We start from the raw sequence: 23390 nt of genomic DNA on the forward strand, positions 1-23390 counted from the left end.
GCTGGACGAACACGCCGGGCAGGTGCACCTGGGCGGGATCGATCTCCCCGGGCTCCACGAGCTCTTGGACCTCGGCGATGGCGACGGTGCCGGCCATGGCGCACAACGGGTTGAAGTTCTGCGCGGACTTGTCGAACACCAGGTTCCCGTGCCGGTCCCCCTTCGCCGCGGCGACCAGCGCGAAGTCGGTGACGATGGCCTCCTCCAGGACGTGGTCCACACCCCGGAACGAGCGGACCTCCTTCGCCGGGGACGCCAGCGCGACCGACCCGTCCGCCGCGTAGCGCCACGGCAGGCCACCATCGGCGATCTGGGAACCCACCCCGGCCGGGGTGAAGAACGCCGGGATCCCACACCCACCCGCGCGGAGGCGTTCGGCGAGGGTGCCCTGGGGGCACAGCTCGACCTCGAGCTCCCCGGCCAGGTACTGGCGGGCGAACTCCTTGTTCTCCCCCACATACGAGCCCGTCACCCTCGAGATCCGCTTGTCGGCGAGCAGGATCCCCAACCCCCAGTCGTCGACCCCGCAGTTGTTCGACACCACCCTCAGATCACCCACCCCGAGCCGGTGCAACACAGCGATCAGCGTCGACGGGATCCCACACAGGCCGAACCCGCCCACAGCGAGCGAAGCACCCCCGGTGATCCCCGCCAACGCCTCCTCGGCGGTGGTCGACTTGTCCATGCCAGATGACTCCTCACCAGGTCGTACGACGGCGGCGACCCGAGGCGTCACACCGTCGGGGCTCCGTTCCGCGACGCTAGTCGACCGGCCGGACGGGCAACAAGGCTGGTGCCTATGGCACCGGACTCACGCGGCGGCACCGCCACGGGAGCGGCAGCGCGGCCAGCGTGCCGAGGACCTGACGAGCGCCCGTCGCCCGGCGTGCCCGCGCCCGGCCCGTGCTCGCGAGGCGGTGGTCACGGGCGGCGGCGAGGAGCTCGGAGCGGTGCTGGTCGACGAGCGGGTTCGGGCTCACGGTGTTCTCCAGGGAGGCGATCAGGCGGACCTCGGGGCCGCAGGGATGGCGGGTGTGGTCGGGCAGCAGCAGGGCGAGCAGGCGCAGCATCGGCGAGTTCTCGGCGAGGACGTCCGCGACGACCTCCGTGAAGCCGGCCCGCGCGCCGGCGGTGAACACGGCGCGCAGCAGTGCGGTGCCGATCCCGCGGTGCTGCCAGGCGTCGACGACCTCGACGGCGAGATCGGCCTGCCGCCGGTCGATCGCGACGAGCCGCGCGATGCCGACCGGATCGGCCCCCGCGTACGCGACGACGGCGATGTGCCGCCGCCCGTCGACGGCGCTCAGCACGGTGCGGGTCCGGGGTGTGAGGGCGGGGATGCCGGAGTGGTAGCGGCGGTAGCGGCTGGTGGTGGACATGCCGCCGAACACGGTGTCCAGGATGTCGGCCCGGCCGGGACCCAGATCGTGGATCCGCACTCCGGGGATGGAGACGGGGTACATCGGAGGGCTCCTTCCCTTCGGTAGCGGGAAGAGCCGGCACAGGGGCCGTCCTCGTCCCGGAGGAGCCGTTTTCGGGGGTTGTCCCTACCCGTGGGTAGGACACCGCTCATGCAAGTGACGGCACGGGCCCCGAGCTGCCACGCACCACGAGCCGCGGCGGCGTGACGTGCTCGGTCGCCGGTCCGGGAGAACCCTCGGCCCTGGCGATCGCGCGGCCGATCGCGGCGGCCGCGAGGGCGGCCGGATCCTGGCTCACCGAGGTCAGCTCGATGCTCCGCAACGCGGCGAGGCGCGTGTCGTCGTAGCCGACGACCGACATCCGCCCCGGTACGGCGACGCCCCGCGCCCGCAGCGCCAGGAGCAGTCCGAACGCGGTCATGTCGTTGTGCGTCAGCACGCCGGTGGGCACGACGGGGCCCGCCAGCAGCGTCCCGGCGGCGGCGACACCGGACTCCTCGTCCGCCCCGCCGGGCAGCACGCGGGCCCGGTCGGCCAGCCCGTGGGCGGCCATGGCGGCGAGATAGCCCTCGCGGCGCGTGCGGCTCAGGACGGCCCGCCCGCCGTCGACGTAGTGGACGTCGCGGTGCCCGGCCCCCACCAGGTGCCCGACGGCGAGGGCGATGCCGAGCCGGTCGTCCGCGTGGACCGAGTCCACGGACGCGGCGGTGAGCTCGGAGCCGACGAGCACGGTCGGCACGCGCAGCGCGCCCAGCTCGGCGGCACTCATCTCCGGGCTGACCAGCACGAGCGCGGCGCAGCGGTCCCGCTGCAGGCTCTCGACCGCGGCCGGCTCGCCCCGGTCCCGGGTCGTCGCGCTCAGCACGAGGTCGTAGCCGGTGTCCGCGACCGCCCGGTACAGGTGCCCGACCACCTCGGCGTGGAAGGCCTCGTCGACCCCGTAGGTGACGCCGAGCAGCCGGGAGTGCTGCTCACGCAGTGTCCGGGCGCGCCGGTCCGGCCGGTAGCCCAGCTCGTCCGCCGTCCGCAGGATCCGCCGGCGGGTCTCCTCGGACACCCCGGGCTCCCCGCGCAGTGCCACGGACGCCGAGGACACGGACGTCCCGGCGCGCCGCGCGACGTCGACGATCGTGATCCTGCCGCCCATTCCCGCCCTCGTTTGTCTTGACATACTCGCGTCGCAGCGCCTACCGTCCGTCGCACCGTACCAGAACGTTCCGGTACTGCTGACCAGGCAAACCAGAACGTTCCGGTTCCCGATCGAGAGGCATGCGTCGATGACGACCACCCCGCTCTCCGTCGCCGTGATCGGCGCCGGCATGGCCGGCCGCAGCCATGCGGCGGCGTACCTCAACGCGAACACCGTGTTCGGCCCCGGCCTGCCGCCCGTCCGGCTGGCCGCGATCGCCGACGCCAACGTCGCGCTCGGCGAGGACGCCGCCCGCCGCTACGGCTACGAGAGGGCCTACGCGAGCTGGGAGCAGGTCGCCGAGGACCCGTCGATCGACGCCGTGAGCATCGTGGTGGGCAACGCGCTGCACCGGCCGATCGCCGAGGCCCTCGTGGCGGCCGGCAAGCACGTCCTCTGCGAGAAGCCCCTCGCCGGCTCCCTGGACGACGCCCGGGCGATGGTCGAGCTGGAGCGCTCGACCGACCTGGTCACCGCTGTCGGCTACACGTTCCGGCGCAACCCGTCGATCGCCGCCATCCGCGATCACGCGCGGCGCGGCGAGCTGGGGGACCTGAGCGTGTTCCAGGGCCGCTACTGGTGCGACTACGCCACGGATCCCCGCGGCCCGCTGAGCTGGCGCTTCAAGGGCCCCAAGGGATCCGGGGCACTGGGCGACATCGGCTCGCACGTGATCGACACCGCCCAGTACGTCGCCGGACCGATCGTCGCGGTCATGGGCGCCTCGTTGTCCACGCAGATCGGCAAGCGCCCCCTGCCGCTCGGTGCGGTGGTCGGCCACGACGCCGCACCGGTGTCCGACGAGCTCGGCGAGGTCGAGAACGAGGACTCCGCCACCTTCACCGCCCGCTTCGCCTCGGGCCTGGTGGGGAGCTTCTCGGTGTCCCGCACCGCCTTCGGCCTTCCCAACGGCCTCGCGTTCGACGTCCTCGGCGTCGGCGGCCGCGCGGCGTTCGACCAGAACCGCCCCGCCGAGTACCTGTTCGACGATGCCCAGCCCGAGGCCCGCACCCGGGGCGCCCGGCAGATCATCGCCGGACCGCAGCTGCCGTACTTCAAGGGCGGCATGCCCATGGAGGCCCCGGGGGTCGGCGGCGGCAACAGCGAGAACTTCACCTACCAGGCACGCGCCTTCCTCGACCAGGTCGCGGGCGTGGCCGATCCGCTCCCGGCGTGCGCCACCTTCGCCGACGCCCTGCGCACCATGGAGATCATCCAGGCGGTCGTGCGCTCCGCCGACAACGACGGCCGTGCTGTCGACGTCACTGCCGTCACCGTCCGAGAGGACCACCGATGAAGCTCGGCGCCTACACCGCCTGCCTGCACGACCGCACCCTCACCGAGGCCCTCGACGTCCTCGCGGGCAACGGCCTCACCTCGGTCGAGGTCAACTCCGGCGGATTCATCCCGTCGCCGCACTGCCCGGTCGACCTGCTGCTGAGCAGCGCGACGGCCCGCGAGGAGTACCTCGCGACCTTCGCGGAGCGGAGCATGGAGCTCACCGGCCTGAACTGCAACGGCAACCCCCTCAACCCGCTGCCGGGCGTCGGCCCCAAGCACGCCGACGACCTGCGCCGCACCATCCGCCTGGCCGGGCTGCTCGGCGTCCGCCACGTCGTCACCATGTCCGGCACGCCCGGCTCGGACCCGGACGCGAAGTACCCCTCCTGGGTCGTCAACCCCTGGGACGGCGTGTACATGGACGTCCTGGACTACCAGTGGGCCGTCGCCCGCGAGTTCTGGAGCGGGATCGACGCGCTGGCCCGGGAGAACGGGGTGCGGGTCGCCATCGAGATGCACCCGCACAACCTGGTGTTCTCGCCCGTCACCCTCCGGAAGCTGGTCGACGACATCGGTGCCACGAACGTCGGCGCCGAGATGGACCCGAGCCACCTCATGTGGCAGGGCATGGACATCGTCGCGTGCATCAGGTGGCTGGGGCCCCTGGTGTTCCACGCCGCGGCCAAGGACGCCGCACTCCAGCCGGGCGTCGACATCCGCGGGGTGCTCGACACGAGCTTCACCCGGGACGCCACCGTGCCCACCGGCTACGGCTTCTGGTGCAACGCCTGGCCCGAGAACCCCGCCTGGCGCTTCGTGGCGGTGGGGGAGGGCCACGACGTCGGCTACTGGACCGAGTTCCTACGCGCCCTCGCCGAGGTCGACCCGGACATCGCGGTGAACATCGAGCACGAGGACGCCGCGTTCTCCCGGACCGAGGGCCTCGCCCTGGCGGCGAAGAACCTCCTCGCCGCCGCCGGGAACCTGGCCTGAGACGAGGCTGGCCGGGCACGCATCCTGCCTGGTCGAGCCGCGATGGCTGGGCGAGGATCGGGCGAGCCCGGCCGGGCGCCGTCGCGCGGCCCGGCCGGACCCGCTGGCGACATCCCGATCTCCCAACGAGCCGGGCCGCCGGGGGATGTGGGTAGGGTGACCTTCGCCGCCTTCCGGGGTGGCGGAGGGAGGCGTCCGGGTGCCTGGTGGCCCCCGCGGTCTTCAACACCGACGTGGCCGAGCACCTCGGTCAGGCGGGTTCGATTCCCGTCCGCCTCCGCTCCCTTAACGAAGGCACCCTCCGTACCGACCTGATCACCGGGCGGCCCGCGGCGGGCCGCGGGGAGGTCGGGATGGACGACGTCGGCACCGCGCTCTACACCCTGCTGGCCGTGACGGCGGTGGCGGCACTGGCCCCCCTGCTGCTCGGTCTGCTGCCGAAGCTGCGGATCCCGCAGGTGGTGCTGCTGCTGGCGGGCGGGATCGTCGTCGGGCCGCAGGTCATGGCGGTGGCGTCACCGCAGGCCATCGAGCCGCTCGCCGACCTGGGGCTCGGGTTCGTGTTCCTGCTGGCCGGCTACGAGATCGACCAGCGCCTGCACCGCCAGGACGCCGGCCGGCGGGCGGCGCTGGCCTGGGTCGTCTCGCTCGCCCTCGGGCTGGGGGTGGTCGGCCTGCTCACCGGGATGGGCGTGGTGCGTGCCTTCGTGCCCGTCGCGCTGGCGATGACGACCACCGCCCTCGGCACGCTGGTGCCGATCCTGCGGGAGAACGGGATGCTGCACGGGCGGCTCGGCGGCTACCTGCTGGCGGGCGGCGCGGCGGGGGAGCTGCTGCCGATCCTGGCGATCGCGGTGTTCCTCGGCGTCGGCAGCAAGTTCGTCGCCCTGCTCTCGCTCGCCGCCGTCGTCGTGCTCGCGGTGCTGCTGAGCCTGGCCGGGCGGGTGCTGCACCTCGGCGGCGGGCGGCTGGACCGGATCTTCGAGGAGCGCCAGCACGAGACCAGTCAGATCACGCTGCGCTTCACGGTGCTCCTCCTGGTCCTGCTGCTCGCGGTCACCGAGCGGTTCCACCTCGACGCGGTGCTGGGCGCGTTCGTCGCCGGGATGGTGCTGCGACGGTGGGCGGGCAACAGCGCGCCGGCGCTGGAGGAGAAGCTCGACGTCGCCGGGCACGGCTTCCTGATCCCGATCTTCTTCGTGTACTCGGGCATGACGATCGACCTGCAGGCCATCGCGGCCGCCCCGCTGCGGCTGCTGCTGTTCTTCGGGCTCATGATCGCGATCCGCGGCCTGCCGGCGCTGTTGGTCTACATCGGCGTCCTGTCCCTGCGCGAGCGGATCCAGACGATGCTCGTGTCCGCCACCGCGCTGCCGCTGGTGGTGGCGCTCGTCGAGATCGGGATGCGCAACGGCACGATGCTGCCCGAGAACGGGGCCGCGCTGGTCGGGGCCGGGGTGCTGACCGTGCTGATCCTGCCCACCGTCGCGGTGGCGATCCACCGCCCGGCCGTGCCCGTCGCGGCACCGGAGACGCCGCCGGTGACGCCGCAGGAGGCGGCGCCCCAGCGGGACGAGCTGCCCTCCTGAGGTGTCGGCCCGCCCGGGGCGGGTACGCCCGGATGGCGGCGGATCCAGCAGCGTGGTCCGTCGCCCCCGAGCACGACCGCGACCGAAGGAGGGCCCGTGACCACGGTGCGCCCGAACCCCACCACCACCGACGCAGGCATCCCCGTCGAGAGCGACGAGCACTCGCTGACGGTCGGCGCCGGCGGCCCGATCCTGTTGCAGGACAGCTATCTCATCGAGCAGATGGCCCAGTTCAACCGCGAGCGCATCCCGGAGCGGCAGCCGCACGCGAAGGGCAGCGGCGCCTTCGGGTCCTTCGAGGTGACCGGCGACGTCAGCGCCTACACCAAGGCGGCCCTGTTCCAGCCCGGCGCGACGACCGACCTCGGTGTCCGCTTCTCCACGGTGGCGGGGGAGCGCGGCAGCCCCGACACCTGGCGCGACCCGCGGGGTTTCGCGGTGAAGTTCTACACCGACCAGGGCAACTACGACATGGTCGGCAACAACACCCCGGTCTTCTTCATCAAGGACCCGATGAAGTTCCAGCACTTCATCCGCTCCCAGAAGCGCCGCGCGGACAACAACCTGCGCGACCACGACATGCAGTGGGACTTCTGGACGCTCTCGCCGGAGTCCGCGCACCAGGTCACCTGGCTGATGGGCGACCGCGGGATCCCGCGCACCTGGCGCCACATGAACGGCTACACCAGCCACACCTACATGTGGATCAACGCCGAGGGTGAGGAGTTCTGGGTCAAGTACCACTTCAAGACCGACCAGGGCATGGAGTTCTTCACCCAGGACGAGGCCGACCAGATGGCGTCGGCGGACACGGACTACCACACCCGCGACCTCTTCGAGCACATCCGCGACGGCGAGTACCCGACCTGGACGCTGCACGTGCAGGTCATGCCGTACGCGGACGCGAAGGACTACCGCTTCAACCCCTTCGACCTGACGAAGGTGTGGCCGCACGCCGACTACCCGCTGATCGAGGTCGGCCGGATGCGGCTGGACCGCAACCCCACCGACAACCACGCCGAGATCGAGCAGCTGGCGTTCCAGCCGAACAACCTGGTGCCCGGAATCGGCCCGTCGCCGGACCGGATGCTGCTGGCGCGCCTGTTCTCCTACGCGGACGCGCACCGGTACCGCCTGGGCGCGAACTACCAGCAGATCCCCGTGAACGCCCCGGTGTGCCCCGTGCACACCTACTCGAAGGACGGGGCGATGCAGATGCGGAAGGTGGCCGACCCGGTCTACGCGCCGAACTCCTACGGCGGTCCGGCGGCGGACACCTCGAACCACGTCCCGACCTGGCAGGCCGACGGCGACATCATGCGCAGCGCCTACGTCGACCATCCGGAGGACGACGACTGGGGTCAGGCCGGGACGTTGGTTCGCGAGGTGATGGACGACGCCGGCCGCGAACGCCTGGTGGACAACGTGGTCGGGCACCTGCTCAACGGCGTCTCCGAGCCGATTCTCGAGCGGGCGTTCCAGTACTGGAAGAACATCGACAAGAGCGTCGGCGACCAGATCGAGGCCGGCGTCCGGGAGAAGGCGTCGGAGCAGGACCCGAAGGCCGCCGACCAGGGCAACCCGGCCCGCACCTCGATGCAGCACAAGGCCTGACCTCCCCGTGAGTGGCGATGGTCGCCATGGCGACCATCGCCACTCACGAGGTCCAGGCCGCCGACGACCTGGCGGGCCGGAGACCGGGGCGCCGCACCAGGTGACCGCGAGCCTGGTGATCCCGGTGGCGGCGTCTCGACGTCGGCCGCGCCGACCCGCCTGCGGAGAGCGCCCGGGACGCTACTCAGCGGACGACGTCGCCCACGAACGCCGCCGCCCGCTCCCGCAGACCCGCGCGCCGCTCCTCCACGCTCAGGCCGGGCGCGGGCCGGAGGGCCGCCGTGGCCTTCCCGACGCGGACGTGGCGCCGGCAGCCGAGGTCGGCGCACACGTAGGTCCCGACCGTCGCGCCCCTGCGGCCCTCGGGTCCGCGGCGGGCCGCGGTGAACAGGGTGGTGCCGCCGGCGCTGTGGGTGGTGCGGCACAGCGCGCACATCCCGGTGGTCCCCACGGGGTTCGACGCGGCGCGGAGCAGGACCGCCGCCGGCTCGGGCGAACCCGGCAGGAGCAGGACGGCGCGGTCGGGCGCCTTCGCGTCCCGCCAGCCGACGACGTCGTCGAGCGCGTCGAGGTCGAGCTCGCGGATCTCGGGCGGCAGGGTCAGCCGGCTCGCCTCGCCCTTCGTGCAGTTGGCGAGGGCGCGGCGGATGCGGGTTTCGGCAGTCATGGTCGTCTCGGGTCGCGGGGAGGGGACCCGATCACCGTAGGGGCCGAGCTCCCGGGCGCGCAGCCGGATTCCCGACCACTCCGTGAGTGGCGATGGTCGCCATGGCGACCATCGCCACTCACGAGAGGAGCGGGCCGGACCCTCCTCGCCACGGGCACCGGGACGCTCTAGGTTCCGGGGTATGAGCGTCCGGATCAAGGACCTGTGCGCCGACGCCGCCGTGCCGGAGGCGGTGGCCGAGTTCTGGGCGGGCCTGCTCGGGCTCGACGCGGAGCTGCTGCCGGACGGGGACGCGGTGCTCCGGGCCGGCGGGGTGCCCTGGCTGTGGGTCAACCGGGTGTCCGATCCCAAGGTCGTCAAGAACCGGGTGCACCTGGATCTCGCGGTGCCCGGCCGCGAGGTGCCGGGTGCCCGGCGGCTCGCGGAGTTCGACGTCTTCACGGTCTACGCGGACCCGGAGGGCAACGAGTTCTGCGCCTTCGAGGGAGACGGGGCCGTCGACGGACTCCGGGCCGGTCCGCGGGCGATCGGACTGTGCACGGACGCCGCCGATCCCGTGGCCGACGCGGCGTGGTGGGCACAGCGCACCGGCGCCCGGATCGTCCCCGGCCCGGACGGCGCCCCTCGCTACCTGGAGGACGTCCCGGGCCTGGGCATGACCTGGAAGTTCGTCCCCGTCGATGACCCGCGGACGGTGAAGAACCGGTGGCACTGGGACGTGTACGGCGAGGTCCCCGGCGCCGAGGTCCGGGACCGCCGCCCGGACTGGACCGTCCTCGCCGACCCCGCCGGCAACGAGTTCTGCGCCTTCCCCGAGCCCGACGAGTAGGTCGTCACGAGGTGCCTCGTCGTCCACAGTGCACGCCGCCATCACGTCCCACCGCACGACTCGTTCCCCTCCGAGCATGTCAACCGTTTGGTAGGGTCCTGCGACCTGGCGCGAAGGGGGCACGGGTATGCGGCAGCCGGCAGGGCGGAGCCCGCGCCGTTCGGGGGGTGAGCGTAAACCCCGCGAGGAGCGCTGGGCGGAGCTCATCGAGGTCGCGACCCAGATCTTCTACGAGAAGGGGTACGACGGCGCCTCGCTGCAGGACATCGCCGATCGTCTCGGCATGCTCAAGGGCAGCCTCTACTACTACATCCAGTCCAAGGAGGACCTGCTGTTCGACGTGATCAGCACGGTCCACAAGGACGGCCTGGCGGTCGTGCGGGCGCGCTCCGAGATCGAGGGTGATCCCTTGCAGCGCTTGGAGAACGTGATCCGCGGGCACGTGGAGCACACGTGCCGCCACCTCGTGCCCACGGCCGTCTTCCTGCACGAGCTCTCGTCGCTGCCGATCGACCGGCGCGAGGAGATCCTCGGTTCCGAGCACGCCTACCAGGGCGTGTTCCGGGACCTGGTCCACGAGGGCCAGGCCGCCGGCCAGGTCCGGCCCGACCTGGACCCGCGGCTCGCCGCGCTGTCCATCCTGGGCTCCACGAACTGGGTCTACCGCTGGTTCCGCCCGGGCGGGGAGTTCTCGCCCGAGCAGATCGGCGGGGAGATGGCCGAGATGGCGATCCGCGGGATCGCCACCGACGAGGCGTTGCGCTCGCGCGCCTCCTGACCGCTTCTCTGTGAAGGGACACCGAATGTCGCTGGCAGGGCGCACCGCGCTCGTCACGGGTGGATCGCGCGGCGTCGGGCGCGGCATCGCGCTCCGGCTCGCCGCGGACGGGGCCGCCGTCGCCGTCAACTACCGGCGCGACGGCGATGCCGCGGCCGAGGTGGTCGAGGAGATCACGGCGAAGGGGGGCCGGGCGGTCGCGTACGGCGCGCCGGTGGGCGACGCCGCGGCCGTCGAGGCGATGCTCGCGGGCATCGCCTCGGACCTCGGCACGGTGGACCTGCTGGTGAGCAACGCCGGGGTGGCCTCGCGCGCCACGCTGATCGGGGACACGGAGCGGTCGGAGTACCAGCGGCTGCTCGACGTGCACGTGCTCGGCCCGCTGGACCTGATCCGGGCGCTGTTGCCGGGGATGCGCGCCGCCGGGCGCGCGGACGTCGTGGTCATCTCCAGCACCACGACCGGGAAGACGCCCAAGGCCGGCGCCGCCTACACGATTGCCAAGACGGCGATCGAGGCCGCGGCCCGCACGCTGGCGCGCGAGGAGCGTGAGCACGGCGTGCGCGTCAACATCGTCGCTCCCGGGCTGGTCGCCACCGAGATGGGGGAGCGGCTGGTCAGGGCCGCCGGCGGCGTCACCATCGCGGAGCTGGACGCGGAGTACCCCTTCGGGCGCGTGACCCGGCCCGCCGACGTCGCCGGGGCGGTGGCGTTCCTCGTCTCGCAGGACGCGGAGCACGTCACCGGCCAGCGGATCGAGATCGACGGGGGCGGGCCGGACCGCGCTCTGCGGTGAGGCGCCGCGGGGGCGGGGAGGCGCTCACGAAGGCCGGGCGGGCCCGATGACCGTGAACAGGTTCGGGAACCGGCCCGGCCGACGCGCCTCGCCGCCCGGGAGGGCAGCGGGGCGCGTCGAGGGTCGGGGCGCGTGCGGACCACCGCCGTCGACGCGCCGGACGGTCACGGGTCGGGCGGGGATCCGGGCTCGATCGTGAGCCCCGCGTCGGTCAGGGCCTGCCGCATCGGGGCATCGGTCGCGATCACCTCCAGCACCGAGCCCTGGCGGTGGGCCAGGTCGGCCAGCTCGGCCAGCGCGGCGACGCCGTGCGGGCCGATGACGGCGACGGCGGTGAGGTCCACCGCGATCGTCGTGCCGGCCCGGACGTAGGCGGCCAGGAGCTTGCGGGTGTCCGCGATGTCGGCGGGATCGAGCTCGCCGGCCAGCCGGATGGTCGTCCGGCTGCCGATCTCGATCTCGAGGCTCGACGGTGGCGACGGCCTCGACGGGGGAGCGGGTCGGGGAGCGGGCTCGTGCACGTGCGTCACCAACCGCACCACCGGAGGTGGACGGCCGGGCTGGACTGACTCGGGACGGTACTGATGGGGGATCGACCTCCTCGACTCGGCTGACGGGCCGACCACGGAGGGCGGCCTGTCACGCTGCGTATCGGATGTGTTGCACACCGTGTTAGCGATCTGCGGCACGTTGTCGATCATCCGATCGGGTGAGCCGCGCAGGGGTCCTACGGTGGATGCACACGTTCCCCGGACGCAGGAGGCCGCATGATCACCGAGATGGCGCAGATCGAGATCCGCGAGGGCGAGGCGGAGGCGTTCGAGGCGGCCGTGGCCCGGGCCGTGCCGATCTTCCTCGCCGCGGACGGGTGCCACGATATCCGGCTGGTCCGCAGCGAGGAGCTCCCCACCCGGTACCGCCTGCTCGTCGAGTGGGAGACCGTGGAGCACCACACGGAGACCTTCCGCGGCTCGGAGGGCTTCGCGAGGTGGCGGGAGCTGGCGGGCGGCTTCTTCGTGCAGGCTCCCCAGGTGGAGCACGTGCGGGACGTGCTGCCTGGCTGAAGGCGGTGGCGAGGGCCGCCCCTCCCCGCGGTCGTCGCCGACGCCGGCGTCACCGAGCTGCAGGCCTGCCCGACGACCGGGAGCGCACGATCACGTTCCCGGGCGGGCCGGCCCGGTCAGCGCGCTGAGCTCGGGAAGGTCGCGGGCCAGGATGTCCTCGTCCGACAGGTCCGTGCTCCCCGCGGCGAGCTCGCCCCGCCAGACCTCGCCGGTCGTGCCGTCGATCGTGATCGTGTCGCCGGCCGCGAACAGGACCTCGCCCGCGGCCGTCCGCACGTCCGCCTCGCCGACGACCAGGTCCCCGGCCCCCACCACGGCGGGGAGCCCCCAGCCGCGGGCGACGACGGCCGCATGGCTGACGAGCCCGCCGGTGCTGGTCAGGATGCCGGCCGAGACGCCCATGCCGTGGACGTCGGCGGGGCTGGTCTCGGGGCGGACGAGGACGACGTCGGTGGTCGCGTCGGCGGCCGCGTCCGCGTCGAGCACGGCGATGCCGGTCGCGCGGCCCGGGGAGGCCCCGAGGCCGCGGGCCAGGGGCTCGGAGGTGGATCCCTGCCGGGCCGCGGCGAGGACCTCGTCCCGGGCCCGGTCGCGGAGACCGTCCGTCCGGGCCCGCGCCTCGTCCGCCGTGATCACGTTGTCGCGCAGCAGGTCCGCGGCGATGCGGACGGCTGCCACGGCACCGCGCTTGCCGACCCGGGTCTGCAGGATGAACAGCCGGCCCTGTTCCACGGTGAACTCGACGTCGCACAGGTCGCGGTAGTGCGCCTCGAGGAGCCCGAGCCGCCCGGTCAGGTCACGGTGGGCCTCGGGCAGCTGTGCGGCCATGTCGTCCAGGGTCAGGGTGCGGGCGATCCCGGCGACGACGTCCTCGCCCTGGGCGCGGGGCAGGAAGTCGCCGTAGGGCCGGTTCTCGCCCGTCGACGGGTCCCGGGTGAAGACGACGCCGGTGCCGGACCGCTCGTCCCGGTTGCCGAACACCATGGCCTGCACCGTGACCCCGGTGCCGAGATCGTCGGCGATGCCCTCGTGGGCGCGGTAGCTGCGGGCCCGCGGGCTGTCCCAGCTGCGGAACACCGCCTCGACCGCGGCGCGCAGCTGCGCCACCGGGTCCTGGGGGATCCGCGGCAGCTCCCGGCGCAGCACGGCGACCCGGTCCTTGGGTGGGCCGTCGGTGGCCGGCGGCGTGACGCCCAGGACGGTGGTGGCGTACATGGTGAGGAAGCGCCGGTAGCTGTCCCAGGCGAAGTCCGCGTTGCCGGACACCGCCGCGAGGCCCTCGACCGTCTCGTCGTTCAGCCCCAGGTTGAGCACGGTGTCGAGCATGCCCGGCATCGATCGCGGCGCCCCGCTGCGCACGGCCACCAGCAGCGGGTCCGCGGGATCGCCGAGCCGGCGGCCCATGCGCGACTCCAGCTCGGACAGCTGCCCGGCGATCGCCTCGTCGAGCCCGTCGGGCCAGCCGCCCTCCCGGTAGGCACGGCAGAGCGGGACGGCGATCGTGAAGCCGGGCGGCACGGGCAGGCCGAGCACCGAGGTCATCTCGGCGAGCCCCGCGCCCTTGCCGCCCAACAGGTCCGTGAGCTCGCGGGGAGGCGCGTCGTGGGCGTGGTCGAAGGCGAAGACCGGGAGCATCAGTGGCCGTCCGCGGCGGAGCGCTCGCGCCCGAGGGTGCTGAGGAAGTCCTGGTGCAGCTCCATCCACGCGTCGTGGTAGCTGCCCGACAGCGGCTTGGCGAAGGCCGAGCCGTCCCCGGCCTCGAGCCGCTCCCGGGCCGCGGTGAACGCGCGCGGGTAGCGGCCGAAGCGCGGCAACGACTTCGCGAGCCGCCCGGTGAGCGCGACGACCTGCTCGTGCACCGGACCGAGATCGGCGACGACGGACGCGTCGTACGCGGGGTCCGCATGATCGTTGGGCGTGCCGTCCGGCCGCAGCTGCCAGCGCGAGCACAGCTGCTTGAACGGCTCGTTCAGCGTGAGGAACGCGGCGTCGGCCTCCTCCACGGCGGGCCGCGCACCGGTGGCCTCCAGCTCGTCGGCGAGCAGCGAGGCGTGGGCGGTGCGGCCGGCGGGGGTGAGCAGCCAGCCGGAGATCCGGCCCGTCCGCTCGGTCACGAGCCCGTCCTCCTGCGCCCGGCCGAGCGCGGCCGCGACCGCGGGCTCGTCGAGACCGCTCATCTCGGCGACCCGGGCGGGGGCGGCGAACCCGGACAGCCGCAGCGCGTGCAGGACGAGCAGCGGCGAGGTCGTGGTGCTCATCGCCGTCCCTCGCTTCGCTCGGTCGGCGCCTCGCGCAGACGCCGTGCGGATGGTTCGCTCGCAGGCTCGCTCATCGGTGTCCCTCTCGGTCGGCGGTGACCCGGTGGTCGACGTGCAGGTGGGCGGTCTCGTTGAGGCTCAGCAGCTGGCAGCGCCCGGGGGAGGCGACGACCCGGCTGACGGAGGTGTAGTCCGGCTGGAAGAACATCCCGCGCGGCCGGTCCAGCACCGCGCCGAGGTAGGTGTTCAGCACGCCGGAGTGGCACACGACCGCGACCACCTCGGACGGATGGGCGGCCACGATGTCCGCGAACGCCGCGGAGACGGTGCGCGCGAACGCGTCCGGGTCGAACGTGTGGGTGCCCCACACCCCGGTCTCGAGCGCCCGCCACATCGCGCGGCGCACGTCGTCCGGCTCGGTGCTGAGCTCGGGCGGGGTGTAGCTCGGGGCCCCGAAGTCGAACTCGCGCAACCGCTCGTCCGTGTGGAGTGGGGCGGGTGCGTGCGCCACGATCGCCTCGGCGGTCTCCCGGGCCCGCACCATCGGGCTCGTGTAGACGGCGTCGGGAGGGTGCACCGCGGCGAGGTGGCGGCCCAGCAGGCCGGCCTCCTCGAGGCCGCGGGCGGTGAGCCCGGGATCGGCGCCGGCGCCGGGAGCGGCGACGAGCGGCCGGGGCCGGCCGTGCCGGATCAGCAGGAGCTGCATCAGACCTCACCCCAGCGGGCGCGCAGCTCGGGCAGGAGGACCTTGCCGGCGTCGCTGCGGGGCAGCTCCGCGGCGAGGACGACGGTCCGCGGGCACTTGAAGTGCGCCAACCGGTCCCGGCAGTACGCGGTCAGCTCGTCGGCGAGCCCGGGGCCCGCCTCCGGCACGGGCACCACCACCGCCCGCACCTGCTCGCCGAACTCCGGGTCCGGCACGCCGAGCACCGCCACGTCCGCGACCCCCGGATGCCCGCCGAGCAGGTCCTCGATCTCGCGCGGGTACACGTTGACCCCGCCGGTGATGATCGTCTGGCTCGCACGGCCCGTCAGGTACAGGTAGCCGTCCGCGTCGAGGCGGCCGAGGTCGCCCACCGTGCCCCAGCCCGGGGTGGCGGCCAGCTCCGGACCGGGGGCGGCCGCGCCGGGCTTCGCGAACCAGACCGTCCCGGTCTCGCCCGCCGGCAGCAACCGGCCCGCGTCGTCCGCGATGTGGACGGTGCTTTCGACCGAGCGCCCCACCGAACCCGGGTGCGCGAGCCACTCCTCGGGGCCGATCGTGGTGCGGCCGTATCCCTCGCTGGCGCCGTAGTACTCGTGGACGATCGGCCCCCACCACTGGAGGACCTGCCGCTTGACCTGCGGCGGGCAGGGCGCGCCGGCGTGCACCGCGACCCGGTGGGAGGACAGGTCGTACTTCGTCCGTGCGGCGTCCGGCAGCCGCAGCAGCCGGACGAACATCGTGGGCACCCACTGGCTGTGCGTCACCCGGTACCGCTCGATCGCGGCGAGCGCGCCCTCGGCGTCGAACCGCTCCATGAGGACGACGGTGCCGCCCAGCTGGTGCATGGACTGCAGGAACCCGAGCGGGCCGGCGTGGTAGGCCGGGCCGGGGACGAGCAGGACGTCCCCGGCATCGGTGAACCGCAGGGACTGCATCAACCCGGCGGAGCGGACCGGGAGCGTGTCGGGGTGCACGTCCTGCGGCGGCACCCGGAAGGGCTTGGGGCGGCCGGTGGTGCCGGAGCTGAACAGCAGGCGCCCGCCGGCGGTCTCCACGAGCGCCGGATCCCGGGTGACACCGGCGAGCAGCGAGTCCAGTTCGGACGCGAGCAGTACCGGGACGTCCCCGAGGCCGGCCTCGCGCAGCCGGGGCAGGAGATCGGTGGACGTGACGACCGCCCGCGGCGCGGCATCCTGCAGGATCGGGGTGAGCTCGGCACCGGTGAGGTGCCGGTTGGCGGCACCGAGGACCAGGCCGCTGCGCCAGCAGGCCCAGCAGACCTCGCCCCAGCGGAGGTCGTTGCCCAGCAGGACGAGCACGGTGTCGCCAGGCCGCAGGCCCAGCGCGCGTAGGTGGGTGGCGAGCCGGGCGCTCCGCTCGTCGAGCTCCGCGTGGGTGCGGGTCTCGCCGGTCTCGGCGAGGATCATGGCCGGCCGGTCGGGGACCAGCGCGGCGGCGGTGCCGGGATACACACGACCTCCGGGGTGGTCAGAGGATGGTCACGAACGGACGGCGGGGATCTGGCTCGCGGGGATCTGGCGCAGCGCGGTGAGGCCGCCGTCGGCCCGCAGGTCGACACCGTTGAGCCAGGAGGCCTCGGGGGAGAGGGCGAAGTCCGCGATCGCGGCGATCTCCTCGGGCCGGGCGTGCCGGCCGACGATCTCGGCCGCGACGTCGAGCGAGGGCATGGTGGCGCGGAAGTCCGCGAGGATCGGGGTGGCGACGGGGCCCGGGCTCACGCTCACGCAGCGCACGCCCGCGGGGTGCAGCCGCGCGGCGAGCCGCAGCGTGTGGCGGTGCACCAGCTGCTTGGACACCTGGTAGGCCTCGGGGCCGTCGAGTCCCAGCGCGGCGAGGGCCGGGGCGAGCTCCGCGTCGGGCAGGTCCAGCAGCGCATCGGCCTCGGCCTCGGACAGGGTGCCCCGGTATCCGGCCATCGAGGCGAGCAGCACGATCGCCGAGCCGGAGGGCATCGCCGGGGTCAGGGCCTCGGCGAGGCGGCGCAGGCCGAGGACGTTCACGGCGTACACGGTCGCGGCCGGTGCGGTACCGGGGACGCCGGCGACCAGCGCCAGCCCGTCCGGGGCGCCGCCGGCCAGGATCCGCGCCGCCGCGGTGTCCACGGCCGCCGCGTCGGCGAGGTCGCAGCGCACCTCGGCGCCCTCCGCCCGGTCCACCCCGACGACGTCGTGCCCGGCGGCGGTGAGCCGCGCGGCCAGTGCCGCACCGATGCCGGACGCGGCGCCGGTGACGACGACCCTGCGGATGCTGGTGCCCACTCGTCCTCCCTCGGTCGTGCTCCACTCTTCCACTCACCGCACGAGATGTATAGTCTCAGTCGCAAAACCTGGCGACGCCGCCGGTGGCGCCGCGCTCCGAGACGAAGGACCCGCCCCATGGCCTCCTGCCCGGTCTCCTCACCCGACGTGAAACCCGACTCCGTCGATCTCCTCGACGTCGCCCTGTTCGCCGAGTCCCGCGACGGCGAGGCCTTCCGCACGCTGCGCGACGACGATCCGCTGCACTGGAACGCCGGCCCCGGCGAGGAGCGGGGGTTCTGGTCGCTCACCCGGTACGCCGACGTCGAGGCCGTGGCCAAGGACGCCGCGCGCTTCGGCAACGCGGACGGCACCCAGATCCCCAGCCGGCGCGCCGAGGGCGACGGCCCGCGGCAGATCCACAACATGGACGCGCCCGACCACTCCCCGATGCGCCGCCTGCTGACCAGCACGTTCATGCCCCGCCAGGTCGAGAAGCTGGCGGGGCGGGTCGAGCAGGTCACCGCCGAGCTGCTCGACGAGGCGCTCGGGCTGGGCGAGTTCGACTTCGTGAAGGTCATCGCCTCCCGCCTGCCGCTCCTGGTCTTCGCCCCGATGCTCGGCGTCCCGGTCGAGGACGCGGACCTGCTGCTGCGCTGGACCAACGAGTCGAGCAGCGAGGACCCCGAGTACTCGGCGGGCCCGGAGACGGCGGCGACGGCGCGCGACGAGCTGTTTGCCTACTACGCGGCGCTCACGAGCGAGCGCCGCGCCTGCCCGGCGGACGACATCGTCAGCACCCTGATCGCGGGCGAGTTCCGGGGTGCCCCGCTGACCCAGGAGTGGCTCAACCCCTACTACATGGTGCTGACGGTCGCGGGGAACGAGACCACCCGCAACCTGCTCAGCGGGTCCGTCGCGCTGCTGGGGGAGCAGGGGCTGTGGCCCACGCTGCGCGCCGGCGACGGCCAGCTGCTCCGGAGCGGGATCGAGGAGATGGTGCGCTGGACCTCGCCCGTCGTCCACATGCGGCGCACCGCGCTGGAGGACGTCGAGCTGCACGGCCGCACCGTCCGCGAGGGGGAGAAGGTCGTCCTCTGGTTCGCCTCCGCCAACCGCGACGAACGGGTGTTCGACGCCCCGGACGAGTTCCGCCTGGACCGCGCGCCGAACCGGCACCTCGGCTTCGGCGCCGGACCGCACTTCTGCCTGGGCGCGCACCTGGCGCGGATGGAGACCCGGGTGTTCTACGAGCAGCTGCTGGCCCGCGACATCCGCATCGAGCTGCTGGGCGAGCCGGACCGGTTGCGCAGCAACTGGTTCCGCGGGATCAAGCACCTCCCCGTGCGGATGACGCAGGGATGACCGGAACCCTGGTCGGCCACGACGCGCACCTGATCGGCGGCCGATGGGTGCGCTCGGCGGGCGAGCCGATCCCCGTCGAGAACCCGGCGACCGAGCAGGTCGTCGGGCACGCCCCCGCCGGCACGGCGGCCGAGGCCCGCGCGGCGCTCGATGCGGCCGTCGCGGCGTGGCCGGCTTGGGCGGACACGCCCCTCGAGGAGCGGGTCGCGCTCGTCCGGCGACTCGCCGACCTGCTGGAACGCGACGTGGACGAGCTCGCCGCGCTGATCGCCACCGAGGTCGGGATGCCCGTGCACCTGGCGCGGGCGGCGCAGGTCGGGCTGCCGATCCAGGTCCTGCGCACCACCGCGGACCTCGCCGCCGATTACCCGTGGCGCGAGCCGCTGGCCGCGGGGGAGGTCGTGCGGGTGCCGGCGGGCGTGGTCGTCGCGATCACCCCGTGGAACATGCCGCTGCACCAGATCGCGGCGAAGATCGGCCCGGCGCTGGTCGCGGGCTGCACGGTCGTGCTGAAGCCCAGCGAGATCGCGCCGCTGTGCGCGTACGCGCTGGTCGAGCGGGCCGTCGAGGCCGGGATCCCGCCGGGGGTGCTGAACCTGGTGTGCGGCACCGGACCGGTGATGGGGGAGACGCTGGTCCGCGATCCGCGGGTGGCCGTGGTGTCCCTGACCGGCAGCGTGCGCTCCGGTGCGCGGGTCGCGGAGCTGGCCGCCCCGACCATCACGCGGGTCTGCCTGGAGCTGGGCGGCAAGTCCGCCAACGTGCTGCTCGACGACACCGCGCTCGACGTCGCCGTCCCCGCCGCCGTGCAGCAGGCGTTCTTCAACTCCGGCCAGGCCTGCAACGCGCTGACCCGGCTGATCGTCCCGTCGCATCAGCAGGCCGAGGTGGCGGAGCGGCTCGTCGCGGCGGTCGGCGCGCTGCGGACCGGGGACCCGTTCGACCCGTCGTCGGACCTCGGGCCGCTGGTCAGCGCGCGGCAGCGGGAGGCCGTGCGCGATCACGTCCGGCGGGCGGCCGGGGACGGGGCGCGGCTGCTGGCCGGCGGCCCCGAGGCCCCGGACGGCCTGCCGGTCGGGTACTACCACCGGCCCACCGTGGTCACCGACGTCCGGCCGGAGTCGGCGCTGGCTCGTGAGGAGGTGTTCGGGCCGGTCCTGGCCGTGCTCACCCACTCCGGCGACGACGACGCGGTGCGGCTCGCCAACGCCACGGACTACGGCCTGGCCGCGGGCGTGTGGTCGGCCGACCCGGCCCGCGCGCGCTCCGTCGCGGCCCGGCTGCGCGCCGGCCAGGTGAAGATCAACGGTGCGCGCACCCGCGACGGCCTGGACGCCCCTTTCGGCGGATTCGGGCGCTCCGGGCTGGGGCGCGAGCTGGGCCGGGCCGGCATCGACGAGTTCGTGGAGACCACGGCCGTCCTCGGCGGGGACGCGATAGGGTGAGTCCCGTTCACAAAGCCCGCGTGGGAGCGGGAAGGGGGTCGCCGGTGCCGGAGGAGAGCGTCGCCGTCCCGGACGGCGGACAGGCCGCCGGACCGGTGCGCCGCGGCAAGAACGTCCGCGGCCTGCGGACCCGCCAGGAGCTGCTCGACGCGGCCCTGAGCTGCTTCTCCGAGTACGGCTACGCCCGCACCCGGATCTCGGACATCGTGTTCCGCGCCGGGGTCTCGCAGGGCAACTTCTACCGGCACTTCGAGAGCAAGAACGAGATCTTCCTCGAGGCGCTGCGCCCGAGCCTCGACGAGCTGGCGGCCTCCACCGGCCGGGGTCAGGCGGGTGTGGGCGACGGCGTCGACCTCGACACCATGGTCGCGCTGACCACCTCCTACTTCACGTCGTACACCCGCAACCGGCACATCCTGCGGGTGATGCGCGAGGCGGCCGCCACCAGCGCGGACGACGGGTTCGCCGACCTGTGGCTGCGCCAGCGCGGCAGCTACGTCGAACGCACCGCGCGCTGGCTGCGCCGGCTTCACCAGCAGGGCCGCATCGCCGAGACGGACTTCGACCTGCTCGCGGACGTCCTCGGCTCGACCATCGAGCAGACGGCCTATGTCCACATCGGCCTGCCCGCCGAGGCGCCCCGGCCGGAGCGGATCCACCAGCTCGCGGCCACCGTCGCGGCGGTGTGGCACCGCTCGCTGGCGGTCGTCGAGCCGGCCGGCGAGCTGCCGGGTGAGGTCGCCCCCACCAGCGGGAACGGCGCGCGCCGCTCCTCGGCCGCCGCCCGCTGACCACCCCCACGCGTCCCGGTCCGGGCAATCCGGACCGGGCCCGTCGTCGTGCCACCGATCCGCTCCGCCGGGTGGCGGGAACGGCTTGACACGGCCCGGGGTCCGGGCCACGATGTGACTTGTTCGTCGCAGAATTGCTCGGACCGCACGGTCCCCGCGGTTCGGCGTGGCGCGGCACCGTGGGGCCCGTGCCGCGGGCTCGCCCGCCAGACGCATCCGCCTTCAGTTGCCTCAGTGACGAGGAGACCGCTTCCGTGACCGACTGGCCGATCTTCGACAGGACCTCGACGACGTTCCCGCTGTACTCGCGGGCCAACGTGGGGGAGATCTTCCCCGACCCGATCTCGCCGCTGAACGCCTCGGCGGGCTTCCAGGCGAACCTGGAGCCGGGCTGGCAGGACGCGTTCGTGGCCTGCAAGGTCTGGGACCACGACCTGTACGACAAGGCGGTCGACCGCAACGTCCTGCCCGCCTTCGGCAGCTACCTCTACATCAACATGTCGCTGATGCGGCTGTTCGGCGTGCGGGTGCCCGGCATGGGCGCCGAGGCCGTGGACCTGCAGTACTTCGGCGACATGCCCGGCATCCCGAGCTACGAGAGCGAGCGCCGGGACTTCGACGACAGCCCGGAGTTCTCCGCCTCCGCCGGCCAGTGGCTCATGGAGGAGGTCCTGCTCGCGAAGGACCTCGCCACCTACGACGCGGACCGCGCCGAGGTCGAGAAGGTGCGCGCCGCCCGTCCCGACCTGGCAGCGCTGACCGACGCCGAGCTGGCCGAGCGGATCACCGCCTTCGCGGACCTGCAGCGGCGGCTGTTCCAGCACCACATCGAGTCCAGCCTCAAGTCCGGCGTCGGGCTCGGCGCGATCGGCCAGCTCGCCGCGGCCGTCGGCAAGCCCGAGCTCGGGCTGACCCTCGTCAGCGGGATCGGCGACGTCGACTCCGCCGGCCCGTCGACCGGGATGTGGGCACTCAGTCGCAAGGCCCGCACCGGCGCTGTCGCCGCGCTGTTCGACGGCGGCGTCCCCGGCCTGCCGGAGCGGATCGCGGCCAGCACGGACCCGGCGATCGCCGAGTTCCGCGCGGAGCTCGACGCCTTCCTCGCCGAGTGGGACTTCCGCGGCCCCGCCGAGTGGGAGCTGCGCGCGCTGACCTGGGGGCTCAAGCCCGAGCTCGCGCTGCACACCATCGACCGGATGCGCGGCGTCGGCGACGACGAGGCGCCCGCGGTGAAGAACGCCCAGCGTGCCCGCGAGCGCGAGGAGGCCACCGCCATCGTCCGTGCGATCGTGGCCGGCAACGAGGAGCTCGCCGGCCAGTTCGAGGTGTCACTGGCCGCCGCGGCGCTGTGGCTGCGCGGCCGCGAGCGCTCCCGCACCACCTCGGCGATGCTGGTGCACGAGCTGCGCCTGCCGGCCCTCGAGCTGGGTCGCCGCGGCACCGCGGCCGGCCACCTCGACGACCCGAGGCAGATCTTCATGCTCTTCGCCGACGAGCTGCCGGCCTACCTCGCCGACCCGGGCTCGTTCACCGGGACCGTGCGGGAGCGGGAGCGGGTCTACCTGGAGCTCTTCGACTACGAGCCGCCGTTCGTCGTGGTCGGCGAGGCACCGCCGCTGTCGGAGTGGAAGCGCCGCTCCGACCGGACGCACACCGCCGCCGTCGCGGGCGAGATCATCCAGGGTGTCTCCGGCTGCACGGGCGTGACCCGCGGCCGGGCCCGCGTGCTCACGGACCCGGACGACCCGTCGGCGCTGGAGCCCGGCGAGATCCTGGTCGCGCCGATCACCGACCCCTCGTGGACGCCGCTGTTCGTCGCCGCCTCCGCCGTGGTCGTCGACGTCGGGGCGCCGTTCTCGCACGCCGCGATCGTCAGCCGCGAGCTGGGCATCCCGTGCGTCGTCTCGGCCACGGACGCCACCGGCCGGGTCCCGGACGGGGCCCTCATCGAGGTCGACGGCACCGCGGCGACGGTGACGATCCTGGAGGTCTGAATGAGCCCCGTCGGGGTCGTCCGCCGCTATCTCGACGAGATCTACCACGCGGGCGACGTCGACCTGGTCCGGGAGATCTGCGCCGATCCCGTGGTGCGCCACGATCCCGGACGCACGACGGAGCTGAGCCACGCGGACCAGATCGCGCGCATCGCCGCCGACCTGCCGCAGTGGCGGCCGCACTTCACCGCCGAGGTCCTCGCCGGGGACGCCGAGTACGCGGTGCTGGTCTGGAACGCCTCGGGCCGCACCGCCGCGCGCACCCTGTCCGGGATCGAGGTCTTCCGCGTCCGCGACGGGCGCATCACGGACGTGTGGAACACGCCGTACTCCACCGACACCTGGGGGTAGG

Annotated in this window: 23 protein-coding genes and 1 tRNA gene; 14 read left to right on the forward strand and 10 right to left on the reverse strand. The window is 73.7% G+C overall.

Annotation, left to right across the window (positions count from 1 at the left end):
• The 3 genes from ABD324_RS25000 to ABD324_RS25010 all read right to left on the reverse strand — a co-directional run.
• Nucleotides 1-685, reverse strand: a 685-nt coding sequence (locus ABD324_RS25000) for a CoA transferase subunit A (RefSeq protein ID WP_344421879.1), incomplete at its 3' end; no start/stop codon positions are given.
• Between the two features lie 112 nt (nucleotides 686-797).
• Nucleotides 798-1463 (reverse strand): GNAT family N-acetyltransferase, encoded by a 666-nt coding sequence (locus tag ABD324_RS25005; RefSeq protein WP_344421883.1) that lies wholly within the window; start codon nucleotides 1461-1463, stop codon nucleotides 798-800.
• 106 nt (nucleotides 1464-1569) lie between these two features.
• Complete coding sequence (locus tag ABD324_RS25010; protein WP_344421886.1) at nucleotides 1570-2568, reverse strand: LacI family DNA-binding transcriptional regulator; 999 nt, start codon at nucleotides 2566-2568, stop codon at nucleotides 1570-1572.
• Nucleotides 2569-2698: 130 nt separating this feature from the next.
• Between ABD324_RS25010 and ABD324_RS25015 the strand changes: the two genes are divergently transcribed.
• From ABD324_RS25015 to ABD324_RS25035, 5 genes are all read left to right on the forward strand, one after another.
• A complete protein-coding gene (locus ABD324_RS25015; RefSeq protein WP_344421889.1) occupies nucleotides 2699-3907 on the forward strand; it encodes a Gfo/Idh/MocA family protein in 1209 nt (402 codons plus the stop codon).
• Complete coding sequence (locus ABD324_RS25020) at nucleotides 3904-4884, forward strand: sugar phosphate isomerase/epimerase family protein (protein WP_344421893.1); 981 nt, start codon at nucleotides 3904-3906, stop codon at nucleotides 4882-4884. Before ABD324_RS25015 ends, ABD324_RS25020 begins: the two co-directional genes overlap by 4 nt.
• Nucleotides 4885-5071: 187 nt before the next feature.
• Nucleotides 5072-5164 (forward strand) — tRNA-Sec (locus ABD324_RS25025).
• Between the two features lie 73 nt (nucleotides 5165-5237).
• On the forward strand, nucleotides 5238-6473 hold the full coding sequence (locus tag ABD324_RS25030) for a cation:proton antiporter (protein WP_344421896.1): 1236 nt from the start codon (nucleotides 5238-5240) through the stop codon (nucleotides 6471-6473).
• A 96-nt stretch (nucleotides 6474-6569) separates the two neighbouring features.
• Nucleotides 6570-8087 (forward strand): catalase, encoded by a 1518-nt coding sequence (locus tag ABD324_RS25035; RefSeq protein ID WP_344421899.1) that lies wholly within the window; start codon nucleotides 6570-6572, stop codon nucleotides 8085-8087.
• Between the two features lie 184 nt (nucleotides 8088-8271).
• On the opposite strand, the gene ABD324_RS25040 is transcribed toward ABD324_RS25035, so the two are convergent.
• Nucleotides 8272-8754 carry an FBP domain-containing protein gene (locus ABD324_RS25040; protein ID WP_344421902.1) on the reverse strand — a complete coding sequence of 161 codons (483 nt, stop codon included), beginning with the start codon at nucleotides 8752-8754 and terminating at the stop codon, nucleotides 8272-8274.
• Nucleotides 8755-8935: 181 nt separating this feature from the next.
• Here ABD324_RS25040 and ABD324_RS25045 point away from each other — a divergent pair, with 181 nt between their 5' ends.
• The 3 genes from ABD324_RS25045 (at nucleotide 8936) to ABD324_RS25055 (ending at nucleotide 11157) form a co-directional block, all read left to right on the forward strand.
• Nucleotides 8936-9583 carry a VOC family protein gene (locus ABD324_RS25045; RefSeq protein WP_344421904.1) on the forward strand — a complete coding sequence of 216 codons (648 nt, stop codon included), beginning with the start codon at nucleotides 8936-8938 and terminating at the stop codon, nucleotides 9581-9583.
• Nucleotides 9584-9710: 127 nt separating this feature from the next.
• On the forward strand, nucleotides 9711-10361 hold the full coding sequence (locus tag ABD324_RS25050) for a TetR/AcrR family transcriptional regulator (protein ID WP_344421907.1): 651 nt from the start codon (nucleotides 9711-9713) through the stop codon (nucleotides 10359-10361).
• A gap of 25 nt (nucleotides 10362-10386) precedes the next feature.
• Nucleotides 10387-11157, forward strand: a complete 771-nt coding sequence (locus ABD324_RS25055) for an SDR family NAD(P)-dependent oxidoreductase (protein WP_344421909.1) — start codon at nucleotides 10387-10389, stop codon at nucleotides 11155-11157.
• Between the two features lie 164 nt (nucleotides 11158-11321).
• Here the strand turns inward: ABD324_RS25055 and ABD324_RS25060 are convergent, their stop codons facing one another.
• Complete coding sequence (locus tag ABD324_RS25060; RefSeq protein WP_344421912.1) at nucleotides 11322-11687, reverse strand: STAS domain-containing protein; 366 nt, start codon at nucleotides 11685-11687, stop codon at nucleotides 11322-11324.
• A gap of 237 nt (nucleotides 11688-11924) precedes the next feature.
• Between ABD324_RS25060 and ABD324_RS25065 the strand changes: the two genes are divergently transcribed.
• Nucleotides 11925-12221: an antibiotic biosynthesis monooxygenase family protein gene (locus ABD324_RS25065; protein ID WP_344421915.1), complete on the forward strand. Its 297-nt coding sequence runs from the start codon at nucleotides 11925-11927 to the stop codon at nucleotides 12219-12221.
• A gap of 90 nt (nucleotides 12222-12311) precedes the next feature.
• On the opposite strand, the gene ABD324_RS25070 is transcribed toward ABD324_RS25065, so the two are convergent.
• The 5 genes from ABD324_RS25070 to ABD324_RS25090 form a co-directional block, all read right to left on the reverse strand.
• Nucleotides 12312-13856 carry a pyruvate, phosphate dikinase gene (locus ABD324_RS25070; RefSeq protein WP_344421918.1) on the reverse strand — a complete coding sequence of 515 codons (1545 nt, stop codon included), beginning with the start codon at nucleotides 13854-13856 and terminating at the stop codon, nucleotides 12312-12314.
• Nucleotides 13856-14479 (reverse strand): MarR family transcriptional regulator, encoded by a 624-nt coding sequence (locus ABD324_RS25075; protein ID WP_344421920.1) that lies wholly within the window; start codon nucleotides 14477-14479, stop codon nucleotides 13856-13858. Before ABD324_RS25075 ends, ABD324_RS25070 begins: the two co-directional genes overlap by 1 nt.
• 70 nt (nucleotides 14480-14549) lie before the next feature.
• A complete protein-coding gene (locus ABD324_RS25080; protein ID WP_344421922.1) occupies nucleotides 14550-15185 on the reverse strand; it encodes a histidine phosphatase family protein in 636 nt (211 codons plus the stop codon).
• Nucleotides 15185-16657: an AMP-binding protein gene (locus ABD324_RS25085; RefSeq protein ID WP_344421924.1), complete on the reverse strand. Its 1473-nt coding sequence runs from the start codon at nucleotides 16655-16657 to the stop codon at nucleotides 15185-15187. Before ABD324_RS25085 ends, ABD324_RS25080 begins: the two co-directional genes overlap by 1 nt.
• A 27-nt stretch (nucleotides 16658-16684) precedes the next feature.
• Nucleotides 16685-17464: an SDR family oxidoreductase gene (locus tag ABD324_RS25090; protein ID WP_344421926.1), complete on the reverse strand. Its 780-nt coding sequence runs from the start codon at nucleotides 17462-17464 to the stop codon at nucleotides 16685-16687.
• A gap of 147 nt (nucleotides 17465-17611) precedes the next feature.
• On the opposite strand from ABD324_RS25090, the gene ABD324_RS25095 reads away from it, so the two are divergent.
• From ABD324_RS25095 to ABD324_RS25115, 5 genes are all read left to right on the forward strand, one after another.
• The gene (locus tag ABD324_RS25095) at nucleotides 17612-18808 is read left to right on the forward strand and encodes a cytochrome P450 (RefSeq protein ID WP_344421929.1); all 1197 of its coding nucleotides are present in this window, start codon (nucleotides 17612-17614) and stop codon (nucleotides 18806-18808) included.
• Entirely contained in the window at nucleotides 18805-20253 is a 1449-nt protein-coding gene (locus ABD324_RS25100; protein WP_344421932.1) for an aldehyde dehydrogenase family protein, read from the forward strand. Before ABD324_RS25095 ends, ABD324_RS25100 begins: the two co-directional genes overlap by 4 nt.
• 44 nt (nucleotides 20254-20297) lie before the next feature.
• A complete protein-coding gene (locus tag ABD324_RS25105) occupies nucleotides 20298-21044 on the forward strand; it encodes a TetR/AcrR family transcriptional regulator (RefSeq protein WP_344421935.1) in 747 nt (248 codons plus the stop codon).
• Nucleotides 21045-21298: 254 nt separating this feature from the next.
• Nucleotides 21299-23038 (forward strand): PEP-utilizing enzyme, encoded by a 1740-nt coding sequence (locus tag ABD324_RS25110; protein ID WP_344421938.1) that lies wholly within the window; start codon nucleotides 21299-21301, stop codon nucleotides 23036-23038.
• Nucleotides 23039-23389, forward strand: coding sequence for a nuclear transport factor 2 family protein (locus tag ABD324_RS25115; protein ID WP_344421941.1), 351 nt, complete (start codon nucleotides 23039-23041; stop codon nucleotides 23387-23389). It begins immediately after the preceding gene.
• Nucleotide 23390: the final 1 nt, after the last annotated feature.

Origin of the sequence: Pseudonocardia ailaonensis (assembly GCF_039531635.1) — a bacterium.
In the GTDB taxonomy this organism is placed as follows: Bacteria; Actinomycetota; Actinomycetes; order Mycobacteriales; family Pseudonocardiaceae; genus Pseudonocardia; species Pseudonocardia ailaonensis.